Raw genomic sequence first — 19,676 nt, 5'->3', positions numbered from 1 at the left:
CGCGCGGACGGGTGCGACGAGCGGATTAGGAAACGACGCCCTTCAGGGCCTCACCGAGGGCACCGGCCTCGTCGGCCGACAGCTCGACGACCAGACGGCCGCCACCCTCCAGCGGGACACGCATGACGATGCCGCGACCCTCCTTGGTGACCTCCAACGGGCCGTCGCCGGTCCGTGGCTTCATGGCCGCCATGCTCGCTCCTCAGGTGTTCGTCGATGTCGACCGCCCGGCGGGGCGAGCCCGCGGGCGACGAAACGCCGCGTCGTTGATCTCCATTATCTCTGATGCGGTCACCGGTCCGGTGCGCTCACCCCCCTCGGCGCGCCCCCCGGGCCCTTCGCGACCCCGATCCCCGCCCCCGCGGCCCCATTAGGCTCGGGCCGTTCCGCCGTCCGACGCCGACGTCTGTCAGGGGTGCGCTCGATGTCCGATCCCGTTCTGGTCTCCCTCGACGGCGGTGTCGCCACCGTCACCCTGAACCGGCCGGAGAGCTTCAACTCACTGAACCTGCTGGCCCGGCTCCTGCTGCTCGACGCGTTGAAGTCGATCGCGGAGGACCCCGCCGTACGCGCCGTCGTGCTGACCGGCGCCGGTCGGGGCTTCTGCGTCGGGCAGGACCTCGCCGAGATCGACCCCGCGAAGACGGCGAAGGAACGGTTCTCCGTCGTCCCCGAGCACTACGCGCCGATCGCGCAGCTGCTCGCCGACATGGACAAGCCCGTGCTCGCCGCGATCAACGGCCCCGCGGCGGGCGCCGGGCTCTCCCTCGCGCTGGCCGCGGACTTCCGGATCGCCTCGGAGAAGGCGAGCTTCACGACGGCCTTCACTGGCATCGCGCTCAGCCCCGACACCGGGATGTCCTGGTACCTCCCGCGCCTGGTCGGGGTGAACAAGGCGACCGAGCTGCTCCTGCTCAACCCGACGCTGAAGGCGCCCGAGGCCCTCGAGATCGGGCTGGTCACCCAGGTGGTCGCCCCCGAGGACCTGATGCCGACCGCGAACGCGCTCGCCGCCCGGCTGGCCGCCGGCCCCACGCGCGCCTACGGCCTGACGCGCCGCGCGCTGCGGTACGCCCACGACCACGAGCTCGCCGAGGTCCTGGCCAAGGAACACGAGCTGATCGAGGAGGCCGGCGCCACCGAGGACCACCTCGGCGCCGTCGATGCCTTCCTGAACAAGCGCAAGCCGGAGTTCTCCGGGCGCTGAGTTGCCGAGCCCCGATCAGGGGGCGGTCTGACACCCCGCCAGGTGGTCGTCGACCATGCCCGTGGCCTGCATGAGCGCGTACGCCGTGGTCGGGCCGACGAACGCGAACCCGCGCTTCTTCAGTGCCTTGGCCATCGCGGTCGACTCCGGCGTCACGGCCGGGATCTCGGCGAGCGAGGCGACGCGACGCGTGCGGGGCGGCGGGGCGAAGGACCACAGCAGCTCGTCCAGACCGTCCGGCCCGAGCGCGGCCGCGGCGCGGGCGTTCTGCAGCGCGGCGAGCACCTTCGCGCGGTTGCGTACGATGCCCGGGTCCGCGAGCAGGCGGTCGACGTCGGCCTCGGAGAACCCGGCGACGGCGGGGATCGAGAAGTTCGCGAACGCCGCCCGGAAGTTCTCACGCTTGCGCAGGATCGTCAGCCACGACAGACCGGACTGGAAGGCCTCGAGTGTCAGCCGTTCGTAGAGCCGGTCGTCCCCGTGGACGGTCCGGCCCCACTCGGTGTCGTGGTAGGAGACGTAGTCCGGCGCCGACAGCCCCCACGGGCACCGCTTACGGCCGTCCGGCCCCGCGACCACACCGCTCACGCGCCGGCCTCGCTGCGGACGGCGAAGCGCGCGAACCGCTTCAGCGCCAGGCCGATCACCGCCCGCGTCCCGATCGACAGGAACGGCGTGAGCAGCCGGCCGGGCGCACCGAACGGCGGGACGAGATCCTCGCACCAGACCACGCGGCTGCGGTGCTCCCCCAGGGGCTGCACCTCGAACCAGGCGCTGCCCTTCAGCAGCCGGCCGGTCTTGACGACGTCGAGCCGGCGGGGTGGGTCCCAGCGCGTGATCGTCATGCGGTCGGCGATGGCCAGCGGCCGGAAGCCGGTCCAGCCGATGAATTTCTCGCCCTCGCCGTGGCCGGCGCCGCCACCCACGACCTCGACGTGGGTCAGCGGCATCCACTTCGCGTGGCTCGGCCAGTCGACCAGCCCGGCCCACACCCGCTCGGCGGGGAGGTCGATGTCGACGCTCAGTTCGATCGGACGCACTCAGGACTCCGCACGGTTCTCGGACGGTTGTTCGAGCTCGCGGATCCGGGCGTCCCGGGTCGCGATCTCGTCGGTGAGCCGGTCGAGGACGGCGTCGACGGCGTCCATGCGGTAGCCGCGGACAACGACCGGGAACCGGATCTCCGCCAGGTCGGCGGACGTGACCGGGCCCTCGACGTCGGCCAGGGGCTGCGGGGCCGGGGCGACGCTGCCGAGCGTCCCGCCCACGCCGGCGGCGACCGCGGCCGTGCCGAACACGACCACCGCCACCACGACGACCATCAGCCAGAACACGGCGCCTCCCTCTGCCGCGGCGATCGTGTCACGGCGCTCCGACAGACCCGCCGAGAGCACTCACTCTGCACCACCCGACCCCGCAACAACGGGAGCCGCCCATGACCGCCTTCCGACTCGGCCGCCACTCGTTCGGCGCGGACGAGCTCGCCGTCATGGCGATCGTGAACCGGACCCCGGACTCCTTCTACGACAAGGGCGCGACCTTCGACGACGAGCCCGCCCTCGCGGCCGTCGAACGGGCCGTCGAGGCCGGGGCGCGAATTCTCGACATCGGCGGGGTGAAGGCCGGGCCGGGCGACGAGGTCGACACCGCCGAGGAGCTGCGGCGGGTGGTCCCCTTCGTGACGGCCGTCCGCGAGCGCTGGCCGCAGGTCGCGATCAGCGTCGACACCTGGCGGGCCGAGGTCGGCGCCGCGGTCTGCGAGGCCGGCGCCGACGTCCTCAACGACGCCTGGGGCGGGGTGGACCCGGATCTCGCCGGGGTGGCGGCGCAGTACGACGTCGGGCTCGTCTGCACGCACGCGGGCGGCGCCGAGCCGCGCACCCGCCCGCACCGCGTCGCCTACCCCGACGTGATGGCCGACGTCCTCGAACGCACGATCGGCCTCGCCGAGCGGGCCGTGTCCCTCGGGGTCGCGCGCGAGTCGGTGCTGATCGACCCCGGCCACGACTTCGGCAAGAACACCCGGCACTCGCTCGAGGTCACGCGCCGTCTGCCGGAGATGGTCGCGACCGGGTGGCCGGTGCTCGTCTCCCTCTCCCGCAAGGACTTCGTCGGCGAGACGCTGAACCTCCCGCCCGACGATCGCCTGACCGGCACCCTCGCGACGACCGCGATCAGCGCCTGGCTCGGCGCGCAGGTCTTTCGCGCCCACGACGCCGCCGCCACCCGGCAGGTGCTCGACATGACCGCCGCGCTCCTCGGCACCCGACCCCCGGCCGTCGCCCGCCGCGGGCTGGCCTGAGTCCGGCCACCCACCGTCGAGCGGTTCAGCCGAACGTGCGCTGCAGGATCATGCCGACCGCGGCGAGCTGGGCCGCGACCTCGACGTCCGCGGGCGGAGCGCCCGGGACGCTGTAGGGGCGCCGGACCTCCTCGGCGGCGACGACCATCGCCCGCCCGATCCGGGCCGCCTGCTCGGGTTCGAGCTCGTCGAACGACAGCGACATCAGCGCCCCGGGGTGGGCCAGCAGGGCCGCATCCGCCGGGTTCTGCGTCAGTTCCACCACACGCCGGTGGAGCGCCGCGGCCACCGGCGTCCGCACCGGCAGCCGGACACCCCGCACCACGACCTCGGACACCGCCGCCTCCCCACCCCACGGGCGTCGTGCCCGATCACTGCACCCGCTCGACCTTCGTGGACGCCGCGCCCCAGGTCGCGGTCGGTCGCACCACGAACCGAACCGTCGAGCCGGGCCGCACACCGGTCACCCGCGCGACCAGGCGGCCCGACCGGTTCGTCGAACCCACCGCGCGAACCGTCGTCCGCTTGCCGTTCGTGACCCGCACCAGCACGGGCACGCCCTCCGCCGGGACCGTGGTGTACCCCTGCCGCGCCAGGACCACCGCGCGGAGCGAGCCGTCGCGCCCCCGCCGCCACGTGACCGTCAGATACACGGGCCGACGCCCGGTGGTCAGGCCGGTCACCGTGGTGTCGTAGTTGTTCCACTTCGTGTACCGGCCGTGCAGCCACATCGCGAGGAACGGCCCGCCGGAGCCCACCGGGGTCGTCGGGGTCCGGGACCCCGGGGTGTCCCCGATCTCGTGAACGCTCCAGGTCTCACCGTCGTCCCGCGTGCGCAGGTGGACGATCCGCCCCGCCTCCCCGGGGGCGGCGTAGGACAGGTACACGTTGCGCGGGTCCGCGGTGTCCAGCGTCATACCCTCCGGGCGGACGGACTGGCGGACGAGCGTCCGCAACTGCCACCGCCCGTTCCGGAACCGGGCCCACTTGTACGCGGGCGAGGTCCCCGAGCCGCCGAGCGACGTCACCGCCACGATCGGTTCGGAGTTGCGGACGGCGATGTCGTAGACCCGGACCTGACCGTCGGCGCCCGCACCGTCGTAGAGCAGCGTCGTGCTGCGCAGATCGACCGGACGACCGGCCTGAACGTTGGCCAGGGTGTCGACGACGCTGCCGTCGGTCCGGCGGACCACACCGCCGCCGATGCTGAAGTGGTAGAGCTTGTTCGGGCCGGAGACGCCGGGCTGCCGGTCCGAGCCGAGGACGTGCAACGTCGTCCCGTCGAAGGCGAACTTCAGGTACGGCTGCTCCCGCTTCTCGATCGGGTAGATCGTGCGCACCAGCGGGAAGGCTTTGCTCCAGTGCTGCAGGTCGCGGCTCGTGGTCATGACCCACAGTGCGTCGGTCTTTCGGCGCACGATCGCGACGTACTGGTCGGTCTGCTGCGGCACCCGGAACAGAACGGCGTAGCTCGCGCCGACCTTCTCCAGCCCGGAGCCGGTGAGCACGCGCCGGGGCGACCAGTCGTCGATGCTGTTGGGCTGACGCGAGACGCGCAGGAATGCGGGGGTCTTCCCGTGTCCTGACCAGAGCGCCGCGTACCGGCCGCCCGCCGTCCGCAACAGCGCCGCCGAGTTGTGGTCGTCGACCTTCACGTCCCGGGCGATGGTGAACCGACTGAGCCGCCCGCTGGCGTTGACGACCTGCACGACCTGCAGATGGCCGTTGTTGGCCAGGGCCCCGAAAGTCGTGCGGCCGCGGTCCTCGATCACGCGCGGGTCCAGGTACCAGGACCACGCCGAGCTGCGCAGCAGCGGCGTGATCTTCAGCCCGCTCGCCGACCCGCCGGGCGCGGTCGCAGAGGTTCGCGACGCCGGGGTCTCGGGCGCCGGGCCGAGGTCGTCGAAGACGGCCGGCTGCGGCTCCGTCTCCAGCGGCTCCTCCCAGCCCGGCCCGGCATGGGCCTCCACGCCGGGAAGGGGGTCGGCGGACGCAGGGGTCAGCGTGCTGCCGGTCCCGGCGACGAGCAGCAGTGCAAGACCGACTGCGGCATGCCGACGCGTCAAAACCATGCGCCCGATTGCACCACACGGGCCGGAGGCTGCGACTGCGCGGCGGACGGCGCCGTCAGCCGATGACGTCGGGGTAGTCGGGGGCGGCGAGGAAGAGCGCGAACACCGCGGGACGCTGCTGGACGAGCTCGAGGCGGGCGCCGTCGGCGCGGGCGAGGTCGCGGGCGAGGGCGAGGCCGCGGCCGGTGCTCTCGCCGCCGGAGACGCCGGCTTCGAAGATGCGGTGACCGAGGGCGTCGGAGACCCCGCCGCCCTCGTCGGTGACCTCGATGACGACCGAGCCGCCGACGGTGCGGGTCCGGATCGTCACCGTGCCACCGCCGTGGTGCAGCGCGTTCTCGACGAGCGTCGCGAGGATCTGCGAGACGTTCGCCGCGGTCGCACGGGCCGTCAGGTTCGGCACCCCGACCAGCTGCAGGCCGCGTCCGGCCTTGCTGAACGCGACGCTCCACTCGTCGAGCTGCTGGGACACGATCTTGTCGATGTCGATGACGTCGGCCGCGACCGCGGTCGGGGTCCGGTTCTGCGCGAGGAGCTGCTCGACGACCTCGGTGAGACGTTCGACCTGCGAGAGCGCCACCGTGGCCTCGTCGCGCATCGCGTCCATGTCGTCGGACATGGTGATCTCCTCCAGCCGCATGGACAGCGCGGTCAGCGGCGTCCGGAGCTGGTGGGATGCGTTTGCGGCGAACTGCCGTTCGGCGGCGAGGATCCGCGAGATGCGTTCGGCGCGCCGTTCGAGGACGTCGGCGACGCGGTCGACCTCGGGCAGGCCGTAGCTGCGGCGGTGCCGGCGACGCCGCGGGTCGCCGGAGCCGAACCGCTCGGCCGCCTCGGCCAGGTCGACCAGGGGGCGCGCCAGCGAGCGGGCCTGCAGGGCGGCGAGGGCGCCGGCGGTCGCCACGGCGAAGAACGCCTCGACGAGGATCAGCAGCCACGCCTTGCGGATCTGGCGGGTGACGCGAGCCCGGGACTCGGTGACCGTGACCTGCTCGCCGTGCTGCCCCATCATCTCGACGCGCAGCGGGTTGCCCTCGTCCGGCGCCGGGCCGCCGAGCGGGAAGTTCTCGCCGCCGGGGAGCCGCACCGTCGCGCTGCGGTCGCGCGACACCAGCCGCGCGAGCGCGGAGGCGTCGACCTTCTCGCCGAGTTCGATCCGGACCTCGACGGTGTTCAGCAGCCGCTGCGCCTCGGCCCGGAGGCTGTCGTTGGCGCTGCTCTCGATGCCGTTCCGCATCGCGACACCGAGCGGCACCCCGAGCAGGAACACCACGACGATGACGACCGACAGGGTCGACAGGACCAGGCGCCTACCCACACCGACGGGGGGCTCCGCCCCCCATCACCCCCCCGAAAAGCGCTCCACCGCGACGGGGGGCTCCGCCCCCCATCACCCCCTCAAGGCGCACCCGGGGACGGGAACCACCGCGGCGGCCTGCGGCCACCGCGGTTACTCGCGCTCGAAGCGGAACCCGACCCCACGCACGGTGGTGATGTACCGCGGGTTCGTGGCGTCGTCCCCGAGCTTCTTGCGGAGCCAGGAGATGTGCATGTCGAGCGTCTTGGTCGAGGTCCACCAGGTGGTGTCCCAGACCTCGCGCATCAGCTGGTCGCGGGTGACGACGCGACCGGCGTCGCGGATCAGCACGCGGAGGAGGTCGAACTCCTTCGCGGTGAGCTGGAGCTCGGTGTCGCCCATCCAGGCGCGGTGGGACTCGATGTCGATGCGGACGCCGCGGATGCCGTGCCCGACCTCCGGGGCGCCCCGGCGCAGGAGCGCCCGCACCCGGGCCAGCAGCTCGGCCAGGCGGAAAGGCTTGGTGACGTAGTCGTCCGCGCCCGCGTCCAGGCCGACGACGGTGTCGACCTCGTCCGCGCGGGCGGTGAGGACGAGCACCGGGATCACCTGGCCGTCGCCGCGCAGCCGGCGGCAGACCTCGAGGCCGTCCAGACCGGGCAGCCCGATGTCCAGGACGACGAGGTCGATCCCGCCCTGGCGGGCACGTTCGAGGGCCTGCACCCCGTCGGCGCGGACCTCGACCGCATAGCCCTCGCGCCGCAACGCCCGGGCCAGCGGCTCGGAGATCGCGACGTCATCCTCGGCGAGCAACAGACGAGTCATGACCGAATGGTAAAGCGCAAAGGCCCTCGGAAACCGGCAACACCACGACCAGGGGTTTTCGTGGCGCTTTGTCCTTGGGTGGTCCGGAGGACGCCGCCCGCCGGCTCAACGAGCGGTCGGGCGTCGGTCAAGGGGGCGATCTTGGTCGGAGTGCCCGGTTCGCCCCCGACCCGCGGAGCCCTCAGGAGCTCGCGGGGAACTGCTGGGGCGGGAATGGCTGGTGTGGCGAAGCCGGGGGTGCGGGCGGAAACGCGGGCGAGGTCAACCCGGACGGGCGAATCGCGGTCGGCCCGGAGTTGGCCACGGCGGCCGCGACGACCTTCTGGACCTCGGCCAGCATCGGGGTGTTCTCGATGACGAGGTCACCGGCCGGGCTCGCGGTCGAGATCGTGAGCCGGCCGCTGCGGAACATCCGCTGCAGGAGGGTCCGGCTGGCCGAGGACCCGATCACCCGGTCCAGCGGGACGTCCAGGCCCCGGCGCGAGAACACGCCGTGCCGGACGAGCAGGCGCCGGGAGGTCAGCACCCAGCTGTGGGCGTACCAGCTCAGGAACGGCCAGACCGACCAGCGCAGGACGATCGCGCCGGCCGTGGCGCCGATGATCAGCCGCAGGGTGGTCTGGGCGCCGGTGTCCGGGACGGTGCCGGCGAGGAACGCGGAGATCCCCGTCGTGACGACCAGGATGATCGCGGGCCAGATCAGGGTGAAGCAGTGCTCGCGGAGCTCGAAGACCAGGTCCTCGCCCTCGAGCAGCGGGATCCGCTCCCGGCGGCGCAGCATCAGCCGGGGTCCCGGGCGCCCGCCGCCCGGACATGGGTGACGTCGCCGGCCGCGACCCGGACCGGTCCGTTCTCGGTGGTGATCACCAGCGAGCCGTCGGGGTCGACGTCCTCGCCACGGCCGATCAGGACGTCCCCGCCCGGCAGCTCCGCCCGGACCTCCGCGCCAAGGGTCGCGCACACCGCGCGGTAGTCGGCGGCGAGGCCGCCGGCGGTCGCGTCGCCGGCGGCCGCGTGCCAGGCCTCGAAGCGAGCGCCGAGCGCCCGGAGCACGACCGCGAGCAGCGTGGTCCGGTCCAGGTCGTCGCCGCCGGCGCGGGCGAGCGAGGAGGCGTTCGGGATGTCCGGGGCCCCGGTGACGTTGAGCCCGATGCCGATCACGGCCATCGCCCCGTCCGGGGTCTCGACGCGCTCGACGAGGATGCCGGCGAGCTTCCCGCCGGCCGCGTCGAGGACGTCGTTCGGCCACTTCAGCCGCAGGCCGTGGATGGCGTCGGTCACGGCCACGCCGGCCAGCAGCGGCAGCCAGGCCCAGCGCTCGGCCGGCACCCCCTCGGGGTGCACGAGCACGGAGAAGGTCAGCGCCTCCCCCGGGGCCGCGGTCCAGGTGCGGTCCAACCGGCCGCGCCCGGTCGTCTGGTGTTCTGCGACACAGACGTAGCCGGGCCGGGCCCGCCCCTCGACGGCCGCGACGCGCACGTCCGCGTTCGTCGAGCCGGTCTCGGGCACGACCACGACCTCCCAGGGCCCCGCGGGCAGGGCGGCGCGCAGCAGGTCAGCGTCGAGTGGTTGTCCCAGGGGCTCGGTCACGACCTCCACATTAGGGCTGGAGAGGCCGCCAAATAGAGTGCCGCGCATGGCTGCTGAACCCGCACTGGAGACCGGAAATCCGGAAGAGCTCCCCTCGTCTCCCCCTGACGACCACACGAACGCGCTCGACATCCACACCACGGCGGGCAAACTCGCCGACCTCGCGATGCGCGAGGAGGAGGCGATTCACGCGGCCTCCGCCCGCGCGGTGGAGAAGCAGCACGCCAAGGGCAAGATGACCGCCCGCGAGCGGATCGCCGCCCTCCTCGACGAGGGCTCGTTCGTCGAGATGGACGAGTTCGCGCGACACCGGTCCACCGCGTTCGGGCTGGAGAAGACCCGCCCGTACGGCGACGGCGTCGTCACCGGCTACGGCACGATCGACGGCCGCCAGGTCTGCGTGTTCAGCCAGGACTTCGCCATCTTCGGCGGGTCGCTCGGTGAGGTCTACGGCGAGAAGATCTGCAAGGTCATGGACCTGGCGATCAAGACCGGGTGCCCGATCATCGGCATCAACGAGGGCGCGGGCGCCCGCATCCAGGAGGGTGTGGTCTCGCTCGGCCTCTACGGCGAGATCTTCAAGCGCAACGCGCACGCCTCCGGCGTCGTCCCTCAGATCTCGCTGATCATGGGCACCTGCGCCGGCGGGCACGTCTACTCCCCCGCGCTGACCGACTTCGTCGTGATGGTCGACCAGACCTCGCACATGTTCATCACCGGTCCGGAGGTCATCAAGACCGTCACCGGCGAGGAGGTCTCCTTCGAGGACCTCGGTGGCGCGCGCGCCCACAACACCAAGAGCGGCAACGCCCACTACATGGGCGCCGACGAGGAGGACGCGCTCGAGTACGTCAAGGCGATCCTGAGCTACCTGCCGAGCAACAACCTCTCGGACCCGCCGGCATACGCCGCGGACGCGGACCTGCAGATCAACGACGACGACCTGACGCTCGACACGGTCATCCCGGACTCGGCGAACACGCCCTACGACATGCACACCGTCATCGAGAAGGTCCTCGACGACGGCGAGTTCCTCGAGGTGCAGCCGATGTTCGCGCCGAACATCATCGTCGGCTTCGGCCGCGTCGACGGCCGCAGCGTCGGCATCGTCGCGAACCAGCCGATGCAGTTCGCCGGCTGCCTCGACATCGACGCCTCCGAGAAGGCCGCGCGCTTCGTGCGGACCTGCGACGCGTTCAACGTCCCGATCCTCACCTTCGTCGACGTCCCGGGCTTCCTCCCCGGCACCGGTCAGGAGTGGGACGGCATCATCCGCCGCGGCGCGAAGCTCATCTACGCCTACGTCGAGGCGACGGTCCCCAAGGTCACGGTCATCACGCGCAAGGCCTACGGCGGCGCGTACGACGTCATGGGCTCGAAGCACCTCGGTGCCGACCTGAACTTCGCGTGGCCGACCGCCCAGATCGCGGTCATGGGCGCGCAGGGTGCGGTCAACATCCTGTACCGCAAGGAGCTCGCCGCGGCCGAGGATCCCGACGCCCGCCGTCAGGAACTCATCACCGAGTACGAGGACACCCTCGCGAACCCGTACATCGCGGCCAGCCGCGGCTACGTCGACTCGGTGATCCGCCCGTCGGAGACCCGCGTGCAGGTCGTCAAGGCCCTGCGGGCCCTGAAGGACAAGCGCGAGACCCTGCCGCCCAAGAAGCACGGGAACATCCCGCTGTGACGGACGGTCAGGAGCAGAAGGACGAGACCCCGCAGCGGCCGTTGCTGCGGGTGGTCCGCGGCGAGCCGGACGACGCCGAGCTCGCCGCGCTGATCGCGGTCGTCTCCGCCCGGGCCGGGGGCCCGGCGGAGGAGCCGGCACCGGTCCCGAACGCCTGGACGGACCGGACCCGCCTGGTCCGCCACCCGCTCCCCCACGGCCCCGGCGCCTGGCGCGCCTCGGCCTGGCGCAGCTGATCCACCCGGACTGGCCGACAGGACCGGCCGACAGGACCGGCCGACAGGAGCAGACCGGAGGAGCCGTGGCCCACCGCCCTGCCGCCGTCGCGTTCGACGTCGTCGAGACCCTGATCGCGCTCGAACCGCTCGGGAAACGGTTCGAGACGGTGGGCCTGCCGGCCCACAGTGTGCGTGAGTTCTTCCCGCGGACCCTCCTCTACGGCGTCGGGGTGAACGTGACCGGCGACTACATCCCCTTCCCCGTCGCCGCCGCCGCGGCGGTGCGCACGATCGCGCGGCACTCGCTGACGCCGGATCAGGTGGACTACGTCGTCTCGGGGATGCGTGAGCTCCCGGCGCACGCGGACGTCGAGCCGGCCATGCGGGTGCTCAACGACGCCGGCATCCGAGTGACGTGCCTGACCAACGGCGCACCCGAGGTGGTCGAGGCGTTCCTGGCCCGCAACGGCCTGGAGTCCCTCGTCGAGAAGGTTCTGACGACCTCGGAGCTGCAGGCCTGGAAGCCGCCGGCGAAGGTGTACCTCCACGCCGCGACGGAACTCGGCCTGCCGCCCGACCGGGTGTGCCTGGTCGCCTGCCACGCCTGGGACTGTCACGGCGCCAAGCGCGCCGGGCTGATGGCGGGCTGGGTCGCGCGGGCCGAGGGTGGGTACGACGAGATCTTCGCGCCCGCCGACGTCCTGGGCGACGACCTCGTCGCCGTCGCCCGCGCTCTCGCGGATCTGCCGTCATCGGACTGACGCGCAGTCGTCATCCGGACGCTTTAGGCTGCGCGTCATGGGGGACGTCGGGCGCGCGCGGCGGCCGGCGCGCCGCAGCCCGGCCGAGTGGGGGCCGGACGGTGAGCGCTTCCTCGCCGACGTCGTCCGGCGCCTCGACGCACTCGGGCCGACGACGCTGGAGCGCCAGGCGCTGCGCATCCGCAGCTACGAGATGCGGCACCTGTTCGCCGGGCGGGCGACGCGGGGGAAGCTGAGCTACGACGTTCTCGTCGGGCACCTGCGCCGCGCAGCGCTGGGGTCCCGCGACCTGGCCGACGGGCTCCCCCGCCTGGTCCCGAAGTGGACCTACGCCCTCGCCCGCGTGATCGGGCTGCAGCACCTCGAACCGGACGACGCGCTGATGTCGGCGCGGCTCCTCGGCGCGCTGTGGGAGCAGTCGGGCGCGGACGCGATCGCGCCCGAGCACCAGAACTTCGCCGCCCAGCAGCTCTTCGCGGCCGGAGCCCACGACACCCTGCGCCGGGCGCTCAAGGACTTCCGGGCGCTCACGCCGGCGCAGCGGCTCGCGCTGACCGCCGACCTGCGCAACCCCGCGATCTCCCGCACCGGGGACGACGCCGCCTGGCACGCGACCGTGCGGGAGATCTTCGCGGCGGCCCGCCTGGAGCCGGTACGCCTGGTGGGCGACGCGACGACCCGCTTCGACCGGCTGACCTCCGACGTTCCCGCCGGCACCGTCTCCGGCCCCCTGGTGAGCGTTCTCCTGACCTGCTACCGCCCCGGCCCGGCGCTGCTCTCCTCGGCGCGGTCGATCCTGCAGCAGACCTGGGCCGACCTCGAGCTGCTCGTCGTCGACGACGCGTCCCCGGCGGAGTTCGATCCGGTGCTGGAGGAGTGCGCCGGGCTCGACCCGCGGGTGCGCGTGATCCGGCTGCCGGCCAACGGCGGCACCTACGTCGCCCGCAACGCCGGGCTCGACGAGGCCCGGGGCGACTACGTCACCGGCCAGGACGACGACGACTGGTCGCACCCGCGGCGCATCGAGTGGCAGATCGCGCCGCTGCTCGGCGACGCGAGCCTGCGCGGCACCCGCACCCAGTGCTTCCGCGTCTCGCCGCACGTCGGGTTCACCCGGCCCGGTCAGGAGCCGCGGTCGGCGGCGGGGTCCTCGCTGATGTTCGGGCGAACGGAGGCACTCGCCACCGCCGGCTACTTCGACCGCGTGCGCAAGGCCGCGGACACCGAGTACCTGATGCGGCTGACCCACGGCCGGCCCGACTCGGTGCTCGACCTCGACGCCCCGCTCTCGTTCGTCCGCGTCGGGGCCAGCACGCTCTCGGCCGGGGAGTTCACCGTCGGCTGGCTGGCCGAGGCACGCCGGGACTACCGCCTGCACTACGGACACTGGCACCGTCACCTCGCCGCCGGTGAGCCGCCGCGGCTGCCCCGGAAGCCGGCCACCCGGCCGTTCCCGGCCCCGGCCGCGTTCTGCCGGGGCGTCCCGGACGCGCCCGAACCCCCGGACCGGTACGACGTCGTCATCCTCGGCGAGTGGCAGAGCCGGGGCGGGCCGTCGCCGGCGCTGCTCGACGAGGCCCGCGCGCTGGTCGCCGGCGGCCTGCGCGTCGGCGTCGCGCACGCCGAGCCGGTCGCACCGGCGCCCGAGGCACCGCGCGACTCGCTGCCCGATCTCCTCGACCTCGCCGCCGCCGGCGCCCTCGACCTCGTGCAGCTCGACTCCGGCCTGTCGGCGGAGCTGCTGCTGGTCCGGTGCACCGCGGCGCTGCCGTTCCTGCCCACGGTGCCGACCGATCTCGACGTCGGCCGGGCGGTGATCGTCGCCGACGAGCCGCCCCACGACCCGGCCGCCGGGTTGCGCTACCTCGTCCCGGTGTGTGTCCAGGCCATCCGGGACCGCTTCGGCGTGACGCCGACCTGGGCGCCGGTCGACCTGCGCGTCCGGGCGGCCCTGGCTCCGCACGTCGACGGCGACCGGCTCGAACCCTCCGACCTCGGCTGGGCGGTGGACCCGTCGCGGGCCGTGCTGCCCCGTCCGGCCCGGCGCAACCTCCGCCCCGTGCTGGGCTGGAACCCGGACCCGACCGGCGCCTGGCCCGAGCAGCGCGCCGATCTGCTGGCCGCGTACCCGGCCGACGACGAGTTCGACGTCCGCATCCGCGGGAACACCGACGCCGTCGCGAAGGTCGTCGGCCGGGTCCCGCCGCGGTGGGTGGTGTTCACCCGCGACGAGATCGCGGCGGCGCCGTTCCTGCGCGGTCTCGACTTCTACGTCCACGCGGTGCCGACGCTGACCGCGCAGACGGCGCGCAGCGTCCTGGACGCCGTCGCGCTCGGGTGCCTGGCCGTGCTCCCGCCCGAGCTCGAACCGACGTTCGGTCCGGTCGCCGAGTACGCGACGCCGGACCAGGTGCGGGCGACCGTCCGACGGTGGGCCGCCGACCCCATGGCGTTGGCCGCCCGCGTCGGCGAGGCGAAGGTCGCCCTGCTGGACCGGTTCGGCCCGCCCGCCTACGTCGCGGCGGTCCGGGCGCTCCTGGCGCCCGCCAGAGCCTGAGCCCCGCGCAAGCCGTCGACCACGTCGGCGAACGCCGGCGCTCCGAACTGCTCCCGGACGAAGGCGACGCCGCGGGTGGACTGCGCGTCGTACCGCCCCGGATTCGCCCACAACTCGGCCACGACGTCGCCGGCCGCCCCCGCGGCGGCGTAGCAGGCGGCGTCGCCGAACGCGGGCCGGAACTGCTCGGGCAGGACGGCGACCGCACCGGTGGCCATCGCCTCGCGGATCCCCCGCTCGGTCTCGAGCGTCACGTCCTCGTTCGCCGGCGGGACGTAGAAGTCGAGCGCGGCGAGGAACGGCCGGACCGCGATGTCGTCCTCGGAGAAGGACATCCACTCCTGCGGCAGGCCGTCGTGGGTGAGCAGACCGGTCGAGGTGACGATCACCCGCCGGAGCCGGACGTCGACCTCGACGCCCGACGCGGGCGCCGGATAGGTCGCCCGCAGGTCGGCCGCTCGGGTGCGCCAGGTCCCGACGGTGTCGCGGATCATCGCGCCGATCACCGGCCGGCGGTCGCGCAGCGGGCTGCGGGCGACAACCCAGGAGTCGACGTCGACGACCGGGGGGACGTCGACGTCCCAGAGCCGGGCGGGATCCACCAGAGCGGCGAGTTCGGCGCGGACCGCCGGACCCTGCGGCACCCAGACCGGGTCCACCCCGAACAGGTCGCTGACCGACCGCTCGGTGATCGGCACCGTGTAGACCCGCCGGCCCTCACTGACCGGTGGCCGATCGGCGAGCACCGCGACGCGGGCGACGCCGATGTCGGTCGGCGCCGTCGACGGGAACTGCAGGACGGGCGCGCCGTGCACGAGCAGCAGCCCGACCTGCGCGCCCTGGTCGGCGAGCACGAAGTCCGCTTCGCCGCGGTCGATCAGGTCGAGCAGGTCGGTGGCGAACGGCAGGCGCTTCGGGCTCGGCGGGAACATCGTGTCGAGCGGCAGCACCCCGAGCCGCAGTCCGCGCCCGCGCAGGCTGCGCAGCTGGTCGAGCAGGATCCGCGGCGTGGAGTCCGGCGTCACCCAGTCCCCCGCGACCACGACGTCGTAGCGGTTCGGCGGCAGCGTCGCGCCCGGGATGCCGGTGACGAACCGCAGCGGGGCGGGGAACGGCCGCTTCGTCTGCTCCTTCGGCAGCCGACGGTCCGCGCCGGTGCGCAGGAGCTCGGCGTGCCAGTGGTTGTAGGACGCCTGGTACGTCGTGCGCGCCGCGTGCTGCCAGCCGGCGGAGAACTCCGAGCGCGACAGCGAGCCGTGACCCACGCGCTGGCAGGCCAGCGGGTAGTCGACGTCGACGAGGCCGTCCGGGGCGCCGAGCACGAGCCGCTTGAGGAACTCGTTGTCCGCGGCCTTGCGCGCATGGTCGTAGTACCCGCAGAACTGGCGCACGTCCTCCCGACGGGTCATCAGAAACGGCGCGATGAACAGGATCGGGTCGTAGCCGGGCTGGTTGAAGACGAAGTCGTCACTGACCCGCAGGGACCGGCCCCGGGTCGCCCGGACCGACCGGTTCTTCAGCAGCGGCCGGACCTGGATCTCCAGCCGGCGGGGGTGCGACCAGTCGTCGGCGTCCTGACCGGAGATGAACTCCCCGCGGGCGAGGTCGAGCGCCGTGTTCCGGGCCAGGTACGTCCCGCCGTTGACGGGCTGCTTCACGACGCGCACCCGCTCCGGGTCCAGCGCCGCGACCTGCTCGAGGACCGCGTCGAACTCCGGCGGCGAGGCGTCGTCGATGACGAGCAGCTCCACGTTGCGCCAGGTCTGCTCCAGCACCGACCGCGCCGAGGTGATCAGCGCCGAGTCGGGCCGCCAGCTGCTCATCATGACGCTGATCAGCGGGCCGTCGACCTCGTCGGTGACGCCCGCGCACCGCATCCGGTCGAACACCGTGTCGCCCTCCGGGGCGAACGTGATGGTCTCCAGCCCGGTGCCGTCGAAGATTCTCGCGATCGCCGCGAGCCACTCCGCCTCGCCCTTCGCCACCGTGGAGGCGTACGGGTTCGCGAGGTCGGCCTGGATCGGGAACAGCACGCGGGGCGGCAGGTTCAGGCGTGGCAGCAGGTGCGCGAGTTCGGCGTGGAAGCCGGCGGCGTAGAGGAAGTGCGCGTACGTCTTGCGGTGGTCCTCGTGCCAGTTCTCCACCCGGTGCTGGCGGCTGACGACGGTGAGCAGACGCGCGGCGAGCGCCTCGTCCTCCTCCTCGAGGCCCTGCAGCCCGATCACCCGCGCCAGCTGGATCGTCGGGCGCTCGGCCAGCTTCGGCAGGCCCGTCCCCAGCCGGCGGTCGTCGACGTCGTGCGCGCGCAGGTGCTCGATCAGCTCGGTGTAGGTCAGCCCGGGACCGGCGGCGTTGCGCAGCAGCAGGTGGCGGGCGGCGAAGCTCTTCGCGTACAGCGCCCCGCGCTCCATCGCGACATTGCTGACCCGGTTGCCGAGGTCGACGTAGTCGCCGGCCAGCTGCTCGCCCTCCGGTCCCCAATCCGGGACGAATCGCCGGGGCTGGACGCGCATCTGTGCAGGCGGCGGCTGCCCTCGATCGACCAGTGGCGGGGAGGACAAAGCGGGCGACTCCGGCAACGGTCCGGTACCGGGTGCGGTACCGCAGTGGAACGGTCGACAATGATCGTTCTTGGGCAATGATTCCGACAGTATCTTCGCAGCAGGGGTGAGGGGTTCTTGATGCGCGCCAAGGTGATGGACCTGGGCCGGGCCGTGGGCGGTCCGCGGGCTCAGGTGCCCGTGATGGCCGTGGCCACGGTGGTGGCCGGCCTGACCGGGGCCGCCGCCGTGGCCGAGAGCCTCCGCTGGTCGGTCCTCGGGCTGACGGTGCTGGCCTGGCTCGCCGTCCTGCTGGTCGTCGACGCCCGCTTCCGTCTCGCCCAGCTGGAGCGGGTGCAGCGCCTCAAGGACGCCGAGCCCGACCCCGCCGTGCGGATGGAGCACACCCTGCGCCGGGTCCTCGCCGCCGTCGAGACCTCACGACTGGAGTCGCTCGACCGCTACGCCGAGCTGGTCGCCGGCCGCCCGGGCGCCGCGGCGCGGACCGAGGAGTCGGAAGAAGCGGCCCGCGCGTGACGGACGAGGTCGCGGGTCCGCGGCACCGAGCACAGAAGGCGGGGCGGAGGAAGACACCCGAGAACGAACTGCCGGCGACGGCGGACCGGCCGCACGGTGGCTCCCGCTTCCGGGCGGACGTCGAGGGGTTGCGCGCGATCGCGGTCGGCCTGGTCCTGATCTACCACGCGGGACTGTCCGAGCTGTCCGGCGGCTTCGTCGGCGTCGACGTCTTCTTCGTCATCTCCGGCTTCCTCATCACGAGCCTGCTGCTCGCGGAGTTCGACCGGCGCGGCACGGTCTCGCTCGTCGAGTTCTACGCGCGCCGCGCCAAGCGCCTGTTGCCGGCGGCGTGCATCGTGCTGGTCGTCACCGCGATCGGGGCGCGGCTGGTCCTGCCCGAGTACCGCTGGGACTCGACCGGCGGCGACATCCTGGCCGCCGCGTTCTACTTCGTGAACTGGCGGCTGGCGGACCGGTCCGTCGACTACCTCGCCGAGGACGTCGCGCCCTCCCCCGTCCAGCACTTCTGGTCGCTCGCGGTCGAGGAGCAGTTCTACATCGTCTGGCCGGTGCTGCTGGTCGTCGTCGCGCTGCTCGCGCGCCGCTTCGGCCACGGCCGCCGGCTGCTGACGTTCGGCCTGATCGGCATCGCGGTCCTCTCGTTCTGGTACTCGCTCTCGGAGACCGACGCGAACCCCGCCCGCGCCTTCTTCGTGACCCCGACCCGGATGTGGGAGCTCGCGGTCGGCGGCCTGGTCGCCGTCGCGGTCGGAGTGCTGCCGCGCATCCCGCGCCTGGTGGCGCTCGTACTCGGCTGGGGCGGCCTCGCCGCGATCGTGGCGGCCGGTTTCGTCGTCGAGGAGACCATGCCGTGGCCGGGCTGGCGCGCGGCGCTGCCGGTCCTCGGCACCGCGGCGGTCATCGCCGCCGGCCCCGCCGCGGGCCGGTTCGGACCCGCCGTCGTGCTCGGCACCAAGCCGATGTGCTGGATCGGCGGCCTCTCCTACTCGCTGTACCTGTGGCACTGGCCGCTGCTGGTCCTCGCCGACGACCACTACGACGGCATCTCCACCAAGCAGGGCCTGGTGGTCGTCGCGATCAGCGCCGTGCCGGCGTGGATCACCCACAAGCTGGTGGAGAACCCGGTCCGGCACAGCCGCGTCCTGTCGGCCCGCCCGAAGCTCGCGCTCGGCGTCGGCCTGAACGTCACCGTCGCGGCGGCGGTCGGGGGGCTCGCGCTCGCGGCGGTCGTCGGGGGCACCGGCGGCAACATCCGCCCGAACCCGGTACGCGCGGAACGGGACGTCCCGGACCTGTACGCCAAGGGTTGCCAGCAGAACCAGGTCTCGGCCGAGGTCGTCACCTGCGAGTACGGGCCGCCGGACGCGGCGACGACGATCGCGGTGTTCGGCGACTCGAAGATCGCCCAGTGGGTGCCGGCACTGCAGGCGCTGCTGCCCCGCAACGACCTGCGCGTGGTGACCTACACGAAGTCCGCCTGCGCCCCCGCCGACGTCGACACCAACGGCAACGACGGGCTCTACACGAGCTGCCGCGAGTGGGTCGGCAACGTCCTCACCGAGCTCACCGGCCCGGCGAAGCCCGACTTCGTCCTGACCTCACAGCGGATCCCCACCGCGGCCGGCCCGACGCCCGAGGCGCGCCGCACGGCGATGCGCGACGGGCTCGACGCGACCTGGGCCCGGCTGGAGGCCGCCGGCATCCGCGTTCTCGTCCTCGCGGACACGCCCTCCCCGCCGTTCACGGTCTGGCAGTGCGTCGCCGAGAACCGTTCGGACTGGTCGAAGTGCGAGTTCGAGCGCGACCCCGCCGTGGCCGACAGCGCCGCTCCCCTGCTGCGCGAGGCCGTGGCCCAGCCGCGGGCGAACCCGGCGTTTCTCGACCTCGTCGCCGACATCTGCCCGGCGCCGATCTGCCCGCCGGTCATCGGCGACGTGCTCGTCTACCGGCAGGGCTCCCACCTGACGGCGACGTTCGTCAAGGAGCTCGCCCCGGTCCTCGGGGCCGCGCTCAAGTCGGCCGGGGTTCCGCTCCCCGCCGTCCGGGTCGCGACGCCGACGCCCGCTCAGTGACCGGC

Annotated in this window: 19 protein-coding genes; 8 read left to right on the top strand and 11 right to left on the bottom strand. The window is 73.2% G+C overall.

What is annotated here, in order from left to right:
- Positions 1 to 25: 25 nt before the first annotated feature.
- The gene (locus SPOPO_RS33810; RefSeq protein ID WP_019875696.1) at positions 26 to 193 is read right to left on the bottom strand and encodes a DUF3117 domain-containing protein; all 168 of its coding nucleotides are present in this window, start codon (positions 191 to 193) and stop codon (positions 26 to 28) included.
- Positions 194 to 424: 231 nt separating this feature from the next.
- Here SPOPO_RS33810 and SPOPO_RS0115085 point away from each other — a divergent pair, with 231 nt between their 5' ends.
- Positions 425 to 1,207 (top strand): enoyl-CoA hydratase-related protein, encoded by a 783-nt coding sequence (locus tag SPOPO_RS0115085; RefSeq protein ID WP_028984803.1) that lies wholly within the window; start codon positions 425 to 427, stop codon positions 1,205 to 1,207.
- A 15-nt stretch (positions 1,208 to 1,222) separates the two neighbouring features.
- On the opposite strand, the gene SPOPO_RS0115080 is transcribed toward SPOPO_RS0115085, so the two are convergent.
- From SPOPO_RS0115080 to SPOPO_RS0115070, 3 genes are read right to left on the bottom strand one after another with little or no spacing between them, the layout of a single operon-like run.
- Positions 1,223 to 1,795: a DNA-3-methyladenine glycosylase I gene (locus SPOPO_RS0115080; RefSeq protein WP_019875694.1), complete on the bottom strand. Its 573-nt coding sequence runs from the start codon at positions 1,793 to 1,795 to the stop codon at positions 1,223 to 1,225.
- On the bottom strand, positions 1,792 to 2,247 hold the full coding sequence (locus SPOPO_RS0115075) for an SRPBCC family protein (RefSeq protein ID WP_019875693.1): 456 nt from the start codon (positions 2,245 to 2,247) through the stop codon (positions 1,792 to 1,794). Before SPOPO_RS0115075 ends, SPOPO_RS0115080 begins: the two co-directional genes overlap by 4 nt.
- Complete coding sequence (locus tag SPOPO_RS0115070; protein WP_028984802.1) at positions 2,248 to 2,541, bottom strand: DivIVA domain-containing protein; 294 nt, start codon at positions 2,539 to 2,541, stop codon at positions 2,248 to 2,250.
- A gap of 101 nt (positions 2,542 to 2,642) precedes the next feature.
- Here SPOPO_RS0115070 and folP point away from each other — a divergent pair, with 101 nt between their 5' ends.
- Positions 2,643 to 3,509 carry a dihydropteroate synthase gene (folP, locus tag SPOPO_RS0115065; RefSeq protein ID WP_019875691.1) on the top strand — a complete coding sequence of 289 codons (867 nt, stop codon included), beginning with the start codon at positions 2,643 to 2,645 and terminating at the stop codon, positions 3,507 to 3,509.
- Positions 3,510 to 3,534: 25 nt separating this feature from the next.
- On the opposite strand, the gene SPOPO_RS0115060 is transcribed toward folP, so the two are convergent.
- From SPOPO_RS0115060 to SPOPO_RS0115035, 6 genes are all read right to left on the bottom strand, one after another.
- On the bottom strand, positions 3,535 to 3,846 hold the full coding sequence (locus SPOPO_RS0115060; RefSeq protein ID WP_019875690.1) for a hypothetical protein: 312 nt from the start codon (positions 3,844 to 3,846) through the stop codon (positions 3,535 to 3,537).
- Between the two features lie 34 nt (positions 3,847 to 3,880).
- Positions 3,881 to 5,581 (bottom strand): BNR-4 repeat-containing protein, encoded by a 1,701-nt coding sequence (locus SPOPO_RS0115055; RefSeq protein WP_084671137.1) that lies wholly within the window; start codon positions 5,579 to 5,581, stop codon positions 3,881 to 3,883.
- 55 nt (positions 5,582 to 5,636) lie between these two features.
- Positions 5,637 to 6,899, bottom strand: a complete 1,263-nt coding sequence (locus SPOPO_RS0115050) for an ATP-binding protein (RefSeq protein ID WP_019875688.1) — start codon at positions 6,897 to 6,899, stop codon at positions 5,637 to 5,639.
- A 132-nt stretch (positions 6,900 to 7,031) separates the two neighbouring features.
- A complete protein-coding gene (locus SPOPO_RS0115045) occupies positions 7,032 to 7,703 on the bottom strand; it encodes a response regulator transcription factor (protein WP_028984801.1) in 672 nt (223 codons plus the stop codon).
- Positions 7,704 to 7,884: 181 nt separating this feature from the next.
- Positions 7,885 to 8,484, bottom strand: coding sequence for a PH domain-containing protein (locus SPOPO_RS0115040; RefSeq protein WP_019875686.1), 600 nt, complete (start codon positions 8,482 to 8,484; stop codon positions 7,885 to 7,887).
- A complete protein-coding gene (locus SPOPO_RS0115035) occupies positions 8,484 to 9,293 on the bottom strand; it encodes a biotin--[acetyl-CoA-carboxylase] ligase (protein ID WP_019875685.1) in 810 nt (269 codons plus the stop codon). Before SPOPO_RS0115035 ends, SPOPO_RS0115040 begins: the two co-directional genes overlap by 1 nt.
- Before the next feature lie 166 nt (positions 9,294 to 9,459).
- Between SPOPO_RS0115035 and SPOPO_RS0115030 the strand changes: the two genes are divergently transcribed.
- The 4 genes from SPOPO_RS0115030 to SPOPO_RS0115015 all read left to right on the top strand — a co-directional run bounded on the left by SPOPO_RS0115030 (position 9,460) and on the right by SPOPO_RS0115015 (position 14,519).
- On the top strand, positions 9,460 to 10,983 hold the full coding sequence (locus SPOPO_RS0115030) for a carboxyl transferase domain-containing protein (protein ID WP_051098610.1): 1,524 nt from the start codon (positions 9,460 to 9,462) through the stop codon (positions 10,981 to 10,983).
- Positions 10,980 to 11,219: an acyl-CoA carboxylase subunit epsilon gene (locus SPOPO_RS0115025; protein ID WP_019875683.1), complete on the top strand. Its 240-nt coding sequence runs from the start codon at positions 10,980 to 10,982 to the stop codon at positions 11,217 to 11,219. Before SPOPO_RS0115030 ends, SPOPO_RS0115025 begins: the two co-directional genes overlap by 4 nt.
- A gap of 65 nt (positions 11,220 to 11,284) precedes the next feature.
- Entirely contained in the window at positions 11,285 to 11,962 is a 678-nt protein-coding gene (locus SPOPO_RS0115020; protein ID WP_019875682.1) for a haloacid dehalogenase type II, read from the top strand.
- A gap of 37 nt (positions 11,963 to 11,999) precedes the next feature.
- The gene (locus SPOPO_RS0115015) at positions 12,000 to 14,519 is read left to right on the top strand and encodes a glycosyltransferase family 2 protein (RefSeq protein ID WP_019875681.1); all 2,520 of its coding nucleotides are present in this window, start codon (positions 12,000 to 12,002) and stop codon (positions 14,517 to 14,519) included.
- On the opposite strand, the gene SPOPO_RS0115010 is transcribed toward SPOPO_RS0115015, so the two are convergent.
- A complete protein-coding gene (locus SPOPO_RS0115010) occupies positions 14,474 to 17,032 on the bottom strand; it encodes a glycosyltransferase family 2 protein (protein ID WP_019875680.1) in 2,559 nt (852 codons plus the stop codon). The two genes, SPOPO_RS0115015 and SPOPO_RS0115010, sit on opposite strands and share 46 nt — an antisense overlap.
- Before the next feature lie 168 nt (positions 17,033 to 17,200).
- On the opposite strand from SPOPO_RS0115010, the gene SPOPO_RS0115005 reads away from it, so the two are divergent.
- Positions 17,201 to 17,596 carry a hypothetical protein gene (locus SPOPO_RS0115005; protein WP_019875679.1) on the top strand — a complete coding sequence of 132 codons (396 nt, stop codon included), beginning with the start codon at positions 17,201 to 17,203 and terminating at the stop codon, positions 17,594 to 17,596.
- Entirely contained in the window at positions 17,593 to 19,671 is a 2,079-nt protein-coding gene (locus tag SPOPO_RS29745; RefSeq protein WP_019875678.1) for an acyltransferase family protein, read from the top strand. The genes SPOPO_RS0115005 and SPOPO_RS29745 overlap by 4 nt, the downstream gene beginning before the upstream one ends.
- Positions 19,672 to 19,676 lie beyond the last annotated feature (5 nt).

Source organism: Sporichthya polymorpha DSM 43042, from assembly GCF_000384115.1.
GTDB classification, from domain to species: domain Bacteria; phylum Actinomycetota; class Actinomycetes; order Sporichthyales; family Sporichthyaceae; genus Sporichthya; species Sporichthya polymorpha.
The sequence above is the reverse complement of the archived record's forward strand: the minus strand, read 5'-3'. Positions and strand labels throughout refer to the sequence as shown.

What these genes read in the sequence shown, in the direction of transcription:
- SPOPO_RS33810 (WP_019875696.1), bottom strand. Translation starts at nt 193, where the DNA reads ATGGCGGCCATGAAGCCACGGACCGGCGACGGCCCGTTGGAGGTCACC.
- SPOPO_RS0115085 (WP_028984803.1), top strand. Translation starts at nt 425, where the DNA reads ATGTCCGATCCCGTTCTGGTCTCCCTCGACGGCGGTGTCGCCACCGTC.
- folP (WP_019875691.1), top strand. Translation starts at nt 2,643, where the DNA reads ATGACCGCCTTCCGACTCGGCCGCCACTCGTTCGGCGCGGACGAGCTC.
- SPOPO_RS0115055 (WP_084671137.1), bottom strand. Translation starts at nt 5,581, where the DNA reads ATGGTTTTGACGCGTCGGCATGCCGCAGTCGGTCTTGCACTGCTGCTC.
- SPOPO_RS0115045 (WP_028984801.1), bottom strand. Translation starts at nt 7,703, where the DNA reads ATGACTCGTCTGTTGCTCGCCGAGGATGACGTCGCGATCTCCGAGCCG.
- SPOPO_RS0115040 (WP_019875686.1), bottom strand. Translation starts at nt 8,484, where the DNA reads ATGCTGCGCCGCCGGGAGCGGATCCCGCTGCTCGAGGGCGAGGACCTG.
- SPOPO_RS0115030 (WP_051098610.1), top strand. Translation starts at nt 9,460, where the DNA reads ATGCGCGAGGAGGAGGCGATTCACGCGGCCTCCGCCCGCGCGGTGGAG.
- SPOPO_RS0115015 (WP_019875681.1), top strand. Translation starts at nt 12,000, where the DNA reads ATGGGGGACGTCGGGCGCGCGCGGCGGCCGGCGCGCCGCAGCCCGGCC.
- SPOPO_RS0115010 (WP_019875680.1), bottom strand. Translation starts at nt 17,032, where the DNA reads ATGCGCGTCCAGCCCCGGCGATTCGTCCCGGATTGGGGACCGGAGGGC.
- SPOPO_RS0115005 (WP_019875679.1), top strand. Translation starts at nt 17,201, where the DNA reads ATGCGCGCCAAGGTGATGGACCTGGGCCGGGCCGTGGGCGGTCCGCGG.